The organism is Pseudorhodoplanes sp. (assembly GCF_035565855.1).
Taxonomy (GTDB): Bacteria; Pseudomonadota; Alphaproteobacteria; order Rhizobiales; family Xanthobacteraceae; genus Pseudorhodoplanes.
Genome location: NZ_DATMRX010000337.1, coordinates 1 through 7130, shown reverse-complemented (window position 1 = coordinate 7130; position 7130 = coordinate 1). Strand labels below are relative to the sequence as shown.

Sequence of the window (7130 nt, the reverse complement as noted above, 5' to 3'; positions counted from 1 at the left end):
ACGACGCGCCCCGATCTCGTGCTGTGCGACATCGACCTGCCCGACGTATCGGGCATCGAGATTCTGACGCGCATCCGGAACGGCGGATTGTTGCCGATTGGCGTGCCGTTCATCTTCCTGACCGCCTATTCGCAGCGCTCCTATCAGCTTCAGGCGCGGCAGCTCGGTTGTGACGATTATGTCGTCAAGCCGATCGATTTCGAATTGCTGATCGCGATCATCCGGCATCGGCTGTCGGCAGCCTCCGAGAGGAGCGGCAGCCAGAGCACGGGGTTGCGGTTGACGGATCGGGAAAGTCAGGTCCTGACCTGGGTCGCGCGCGGCAAGTCGTCGGCGGATATCGCCACGATCCTGACCATCAGCGAGCGCACGGTGAATTTCCATCTGGACAACGCGATGCGCAAGGCAGGGGTTGCGACGAGGGTCCAGGCCGCCGTCAAGTGCGCCATGCTGGGGTTGATCGAGCCCTGAACCTGTCAACCTTGACAGGTATCGGCGGCGTTTGACGCCCAGCCAAATTGCCGGTCTCCTCACAGTGAGACTAAGGCCAATGTCCTCGCTTCCATTGATGTGCGTTTACGCGGTCGTTTCCGTCCTGCTTCAGGCGGCGGCAATTGGAGTTGTGTTCCTGCTCGAGCCGATGATCGGCGGCTGGACCGGCTCCGCGTTCATGGCGTTGTTCCTGCTGGTCTTTTGGCTGGCTTGGGCGATTTCGGTACGGCTGACCGCGCCGCGGAGCTCCAGCGCCCCGCAGGCGACGCACGCGTAACAGGCGTTCGATCAGCTTTGCGTGAGCGGGGAGGCTAGGCTGCGCTCTCCCTCCCCCACAGCCGCGCGGAGGCGATATCTGCGCCTTCGCGCAACGACTTGAGCTTTTTCCATACGACGGAGCCAGCCACCCATTCGCGCCCCGCAAAGGTGCCGAAGCCGCAATCGGTCGAGGCGATGACGCGCTCGCGATCGCCAACCACGGCGACCGCTTCGATGATCCGGCGCGCCACCACTTCCGGATGCTCGACGAAATTCGACGTCGATTCGATCACCCCCGGAATGAGGATCAGGTCTTTCGGCCAGCCGGCGCGCTTGATCGCCTCGTATTCGTGGGCATGACGCGGATTGGCGAACTCGATCGTCAGCGCACCGGCCTGCGTCTGGTACAGGATCGGCAGGATCGATCCAAGCGGCACGTCATATTCGTGCGGGCCGTCCCAATTGCCCCAGCACACATGCAGCCGCCAGCGATCGCGCGGGATACCATCCAGCGCCTTGTTGATCGCGTGCAGATGCAGCTCGCACATTTTCAGGAAGTCGCTGTCGGACAGGTCCTGAAACGTCATGGTGCGCTCCATCGCAAGATCAGGCGCATCGATTTGCAGGATCAGGCCGGCATCGTGGATCGCCCTGTATTCGTGGCGGAGTTCGCGGGCCAGCGCGTCGAGATAGGCCTCGTGGCTGTCGTAGAACGCATTCTGCAGCGTCGTCGCGACAATGCCCGGTGACGGCGCCGTCGCGAATTCCTCGGCGAAGGTCCCCGCTGGTGCACAGCGGCGGAAGCGCCCGATCTCGTCCTTGATCTGCGACAGGTCCTGGTACTTCACATCGGCTTGCGCCTGCGGTGCGTTGGAAATCTTTCCGCGCTTTGGAAAGCGGCGCAGGAACTGATCGATCAGTTCGGGCGTCTCCGCGAAATCCTTGCCGACCTTCCGCTTGGACTCACCGGCAAATCCCGACATCCGTTCCGGGATATAGGTCTGGAAGCCGACGCGCTGCTGTTCGCCGTCATTGCCGATGTCGATGCCCGCCGCCTTCTGCCGGGCCACCACATCGCTGACCGCCCTGTCCATCTCGGACGTCAGCAGCGCCTTGTCGATCGCCTCGCCCGCCTCGCGCCTGATCAGGAGGTCGGTCAGGCTCCCGTTGCGCGGCAGGCTTCCGACATGTGTCGTGAGAATGCGGTCGCTGCTGGTCAACATGTCGTCCTCCCCGTGTTTTGCGTTGGCGACCGCCTAGCACGGGCCGGGCACTTTCCAAAAAATGCAGACGTGGCAGGACCTTGAGCGTAGTGTCGGTTCGGGAATTGACGGGTCAAACCCGACATGCATTATAGTTCATGTTTGGAACGGGCCGAACATGACCCGTTCGGCAAAAGAACAAGAACACGACAAGCGGGACGGAGATGGCTCAAGCTGCAGCAGCGGCGTCCTCTGGACGCAACGATATGGCGGGTACTCCCAATCGGCCGGAAATCCCGCGCGATTACAATTTCGCCGCTGACATCCTCGCGACCAATCTGGCCGCCGGCCGTGCCGGCAAGCCGGCTTTCATCGACGCCAATGGCGCATGGACCTACGGCCAGCTTGCCGATCGCGTCGCCCGCTTCGGCGCAATGCTGCGTGCCAAGGGGATTCGCCGCGAAGAGCGCATCCTGATCTGCCTGCTCGACACTATCGACTGGCCGACCGCCTTTCTCGGCGCGCTCAAGGCGGGTGTCGTCGCCATTCCGGTCAACACGCTGATGACCGAAGGCGACTACGAATTCATGCTGACCGACAGCCGCGCCCGCATGCTCGTGGTGTCGGAAGCGCTGTATCCGAAATTCGCCGGAATCATCGCCAAGGCGCCCGAGCTTGCGCATGTCGTGGTGTCGGGCACCAATGCGCATGGCCATGACCGCTTCGAGGATCTGATCGCTGCGGCGGACCCCGAAGACTACACGGCGCCGACGACGCGCGACGACATCGCGTTCTGGCTCTACACCTCGGGCTCGACCGGCAAGCCGAAAGGTGCGGTGCATGTTCATGCCAGTCTGAAGCTCACCAACGATCTTTACGCGGCGCCGACGCTCGGCATCCGCGAGAGCGACGTCTGCTATTCGGTCGCCAAGCTGTTCTTCGCCTACGGGCTCGGCAATGCGCTGACCTTCCCGATGTCGGCCGGCGCAACCACCGTCTTGCTGGCCGATCGGCCGACGCCGGACGGCGTGGCCGCGCTCTTACGCAAACATCCGGTCACGGTGTTCTATGGCGTGCCGACCTTCTATGCGGCATTCCTCGCCAGCGAGAACATGCCGACCGGTGCCGAGACGAAATTCCGCCGCTGCGTGTCCGCAGGTGAAGCCTTGCCGGCCGATGTCGGCAAACGCTGGAGCGAGAAATACGGCTGCGACATTCTCGACGGCATCGGCTCGACCGAGATGCTGCACATCTTCCTGTCCAACGCGCCCGGCGCTACCAGGTACGGCACGACCGGCAAACCGGTTCCGGGCTACACGTTGAGACTGATCGACGAGCACGGTCACGACGTGCCCAAGGGCGAAATGGGCGAGCTCATCATCAACGGCCCCACCTCCGCGGTGATGTACTGGAACAACCGCGCGCAGTCGCGCCGCACCTTCATGGGCGAATGGACGCGCTCCGGCGACAAGTATCTGCAGGACGAGGAGGGCTATTACGTCTATTGCGGGCGCAATGACGACATGCTGAAGGTCTCCGGCCTCTACGTGTCGCCGTTCGAGGTCGAGGCCGCGCTGCAAAGCCATGCTGACGTTCTGGAATGCGCGGTGGTCGCCTGGCTCGACGGCGACGGGCTGATCAAGCCCAAGGCCTTCATCGTGCTGAAGGACCACGGCAAGGCCTGCGACGGTCTTGCGCGAACGTTGCAGGATCACGTCAAGACGATGCTCGCGCCGTTCAAATATCCCCGCTGGATCGAATTCCGCGCCGATTTGCCGAAGACAGCGACCGGCAAGATCCAGCGCTTCCGTCTGCGCGCGGAAGCGTCCGGCGGATGAAAGTCCTCGGGTTTGCCCAATGCCTTTAGCCGCAGCGCCCTGCGGCGCGCTGGGGCTTCCGGTATGCGGAACGGTTCAATAGTATGGCCGCGAGTGGGCGGCCCAAAAGTCAACGGAGGAACTACAGTATGAAAAAATCACTGATGGCAGCCGGCGCGGCGCTCGTGCTCGCTGCGGGGCCGGCCATGGCCCAGCAAGACAAGCCGATCAAGATCGGCTTTGTTTCGACCTTCAGCGGCCCGACCGCGGTGATCGGAAACGACATGCGCAACTCCTTCGAGCTGGCGCTCGATCACCTGGGCCGCAAGATGGGTGGCCGTCCGGTCGAAGTCATCTACGAAGACGACATGCAGAAGCCCGATATCGGCAAACAGAAGACCGAGAAGCTGCTGCAGTCCGACAAGGTGGATTTCATCGCCGGCTATATCTGGTCGAACGTTCTGCTGGCGTCACTGAAGCCGGTGGTGGATTCGCAGACCTTCCTGATCAGCGCCAATGCCGGCCCCTCGCAGATCGCAGGTGAACTCTGCTCGCCGTTCTTCTTCTCGACCTCCTGGCAGAACGACCAGACGCCGCAGGCCGTCGGCGAATACATGAATCAGAAGGGTGTGAAGTCGGTCTATCTGATCGGTCCGAACTATGCCGCGGGCAAGGACATGCTGTCCGGTCTTGCCTCTACTTTCAAAGGCAAGGTGGTCGGCCAGGATCTGACCAAGTGGCCGGATCAGCTCGACTTCTCCGCCGAATTGTCGAAGGCGCGCGCCGCCAATCCGGACGCCGTGTTCGTGTTCTATCCGGGCGCTTCCGGCGTGCAGTTCCTGACCCAATACGCGCAGGCCGGACTGAAGGGGAAGATCCCGCTCTATACCGCCTTCACCGTGGACGAGCTGTCGCTGCCGCTGCAGAAGGAACTCGCTCTCGGCGTACCGGGTGCCCAGCAATGGGTGCACGACCTGCCCAACGAGCAGAACAAGCGGTTTGTCGCCGACTATCGCAAGAAGTATCCGGGTCTTCGTCCGACCTACTACGGTGCGCAGGCCTATGACGCCGCACAGCTGATCAACAGCGCGGTGGTTGCAGTGAACGGCGACCTCTCCAAGAAGGACGCCATGCGCGACGCGATGCGCAAGGTCAACTTCAACTCGGTGCGCGGTTCCTACAAGTACGGCAACAACCACTTCCCGGTCCAGAATTTCTATCTGCAGGACGTGGTGAAGGGCGAGGACAAGGACTTCCCGCTTTCGCTCAAGACCGTCGCCACCATCGTGAAGGACAGCCAGGACCGCTTTCACGACCGGTGCCCGATGAAGTGGTGATCTGACGCGCTTCGCCGGACAGTGGTGCGGGACCGCTGTCCGGCCCTTGTTACCGATTGACTCCGCGTCCTGACGCGGGGCATTCCGAATGGCCGTGTGGTGGGGGCGGCGCATTCCATGCTCCTTTTCGTCGAACAGTCTTTGAACGGGTTGCAGTTCGGTTTGCTGCTGTTTCTGCTTGCAGCCGGGCTGACGCTCGTGTTCGGGATCATGGACCTCGTCAATCTCGCCCACGGGTCGCTCTACATGATCGGGGCGTATTTCGCCGCGACCTTTGCCGCGCTGACCGGCAGCTTCGTATTCGCGGTTTTGCTCGCGCTGGTTGCGACGCTCGTCGTCGGCATGGCTGTCGAGGTGATCGCGCTGCGCAGGCTCTATGGGCGCGACCATCTCGATCATGTGCTGGGGACGTTCGGCCTCCTCCTGTTCTTCAACGAATTCGTCCGCCTGGTCTGGGGGCCCGCCGGATTGAGCCTGCCGCTGCCGGCCTGGCTGAATACCAGCTTCCAGATTTTCCCCGGCGTCTATTATCCGACCTATCGCCTGATGATCATCGCCGTCGCGCTCGGCGTGGCGCTGCTGCTCTACCTCGTGGTGATGCGGACGCGCGTCGGCATGCTGATCCGCGCCGGCGCCTCCAACCGCGAAATGATCGGTGCGCTCGGCATCAACATCAAGCTGCTCTACACCTTCGTCTTCGGCATGGGCGCGGCGCTCGCCGGTCTCGCCGGCATGATGCAGGCGCCGATCCTCACCGTGCAGATCGGCATGGGCGAGAACATCCTGATCCTCGCCTTTGTCGTCATCATCATCGGCGGCATCGGTTCGATTCGCGGCGCCTTCATCGCCTCGATCCTGGTCGGGATGATCGATACCGTCGGCCGCGCCTTCCTTCCGGACGTGCTGAAGCTGTTCCTGTCGAATGCCGCGGCCTCGACCGCGGGCCCGGCCTTGTCCTCGATGCTGATCTATCTGGTGATGGCGGTGATCCTCGTCTGGCGGCCGGAAGGTCTGTTCCCGGCGGCGAGCAAATGAAGGCGCTTACGGTCCGCAACATCGTCGTCGGCGCGCTGCTGGTATTCCTCGCGCTGGTCCCGGTCTATTCGCAGATGACCGGAAACCTGTTCCTGATGACGCTGTTCACCCGCATCGTGATCCTCGCGATCGCGGCGGTCAGCCTCAACCTCATCATGGGTTTCGGCGGCATGGTCAGTTTCGGCCATGCCGCGTTTCTCGGCATCGCCGGCTATGCGGTCGGAATCCTCGCGCACGAGGGCATCAATTCCGGCTTCATCCAATGGCCGGTGGCGCTGATCGCCTGCGCGCTGTTCGCGCTCGCGACCGGCGCGCTGTCGCTGCGAACCCGCGGCGTCTACTTCATCATGATCACGCTCGCTTTCGCGCAGATGATCTACTATGTCGGCGTCAGCCTCGATCGCTACGGTGCCGACGACGGGCTCACGATCTACCGCCGCAGCGATTTCGCCGGGCTGATCAATCTCTCGAACAAGACGACATTCTACTACGTCTGCTTCATTTGCCTTGTCGGCACCTGCTACCTGGTCTGGCGCATCGTGAATTCGCGGTTCGGACTTGCCATTCAGGGCGCCCGGTCCAACGAACGCCGGATGCGTGCGATCGGCTTTCCGACCTACCGCTACCGCCTCACCTGTTACGTGATCGCGGGCGTGCTGTGTGGCCTGTCCGGCATCCTTCTCGCCAACCACACCGACTTCATCAGCCCGGCCGTGATGCACTGGACCCGCTCGGGCGACCTGATCGTCATGGCGGTTCTGGGTGGCATGGGCTCGGTGCTGGGGCCGGTGATGGGCGCGGTCGCGCTTCTTGTGCTGGAGGAGTGGCTGCCGCACGCAATCTCTGTTGTGGGCGAGTTCGTCACCGGCAGGCCAGTGGTTGCGGCGAAGGAATATTGGGCGCTGATTCTCGGGCCGATGCTGCTTCTGGTCGTGCTGTTCGCACGTGGCGGCATCGACGGGCTGCTGGAGAAGATTCGCCGTGGCTGA

7 protein-coding genes are annotated in these 7130 nt (G+C 62.7%); 6 read left to right on the top strand and 1 reads right to left on the bottom strand.

Features of this window, described 5'->3' with window-relative positions:
- Together VN004_RS19320 and VN004_RS19315 are read left to right on the top strand one after the other, a co-directional pair.
- A partial coding sequence (locus VN004_RS19320) for a response regulator transcription factor (RefSeq protein ID WP_325613585.1) occupies positions 1-471 on the top strand: 471 nt, incomplete at its 5' end.
- Between the two features lie 79 nt (positions 472-550).
- Positions 551-769 carry a hypothetical protein gene (locus tag VN004_RS19315; protein WP_325613583.1) on the top strand — a complete coding sequence of 73 codons (219 nt, stop codon included), beginning with the start codon at positions 551-553 and terminating at the stop codon, positions 767-769.
- A gap of 34 nt (positions 770-803) precedes the next feature.
- Here the strand turns inward: VN004_RS19315 and VN004_RS19310 are convergent, their stop codons facing one another.
- The gene (locus VN004_RS19310) at positions 804-1973 is read right to left on the bottom strand and encodes a cobalamin-independent methionine synthase II family protein (protein WP_325613581.1); all 1170 of its coding nucleotides are present in this window, start codon (positions 1971-1973) and stop codon (positions 804-806) included.
- 245 nt (positions 1974-2218) lie between these two features.
- Between VN004_RS19310 and VN004_RS19305 the strand changes: the two genes are divergently transcribed.
- The 4 genes from VN004_RS19305 (at position 2219) to VN004_RS19290 (ending at position 7130) form a co-directional block, all read left to right on the top strand.
- Positions 2219-3790 carry a benzoate-CoA ligase family protein gene (locus VN004_RS19305; RefSeq protein ID WP_414710358.1) on the top strand — a complete coding sequence of 524 codons (1572 nt, stop codon included), beginning with the start codon at positions 2219-2221 and terminating at the stop codon, positions 3788-3790.
- 128 nt (positions 3791-3918) lie between these two features.
- A complete protein-coding gene (locus tag VN004_RS19300) occupies positions 3919-5106 on the top strand; it encodes an ABC transporter substrate-binding protein (RefSeq protein ID WP_325613577.1) in 1188 nt (395 codons plus the stop codon).
- Between the two features lie 117 nt (positions 5107-5223).
- Positions 5224-6141, top strand: a complete 918-nt coding sequence (locus tag VN004_RS19295; RefSeq protein WP_325613574.1) for a branched-chain amino acid ABC transporter permease — start codon at positions 5224-5226, stop codon at positions 6139-6141.
- The gene (locus tag VN004_RS19290; protein ID WP_325613572.1) at positions 6138-7130 is read left to right on the top strand and encodes a branched-chain amino acid ABC transporter permease; all 993 of its coding nucleotides are present in this window, start codon (positions 6138-6140) and stop codon (positions 7128-7130) included. Before VN004_RS19295 ends, VN004_RS19290 begins: the two co-directional genes overlap by 4 nt.

What these genes read in the sequence shown, in the direction of transcription:
- VN004_RS19315 (WP_325613583.1), top strand. Translation starts at nt 551, where the DNA reads ATGTCCTCGCTTCCATTGATGTGCGTTTACGCGGTCGTTTCCGTCCTG.
- VN004_RS19310 (WP_325613581.1), bottom strand. Translation starts at nt 1,973, where the DNA reads ATGTTGACCAGCAGCGACCGCATTCTCACGACACATGTCGGAAGCCTG.
- VN004_RS19305 (WP_414710358.1), top strand. Translation starts at nt 2,219, where the DNA reads ATGGCGGGTACTCCCAATCGGCCGGAAATCCCGCGCGATTACAATTTC.
- VN004_RS19300 (WP_325613577.1), top strand. Translation starts at nt 3,919, where the DNA reads ATGAAAAAATCACTGATGGCAGCCGGCGCGGCGCTCGTGCTCGCTGCG.
- VN004_RS19295 (WP_325613574.1), top strand. Translation starts at nt 5,224, where the DNA reads ATGCTCCTTTTCGTCGAACAGTCTTTGAACGGGTTGCAGTTCGGTTTG.
- VN004_RS19290 (WP_325613572.1), top strand. Translation starts at nt 6,138, where the DNA reads ATGAAGGCGCTTACGGTCCGCAACATCGTCGTCGGCGCGCTGCTGGTA.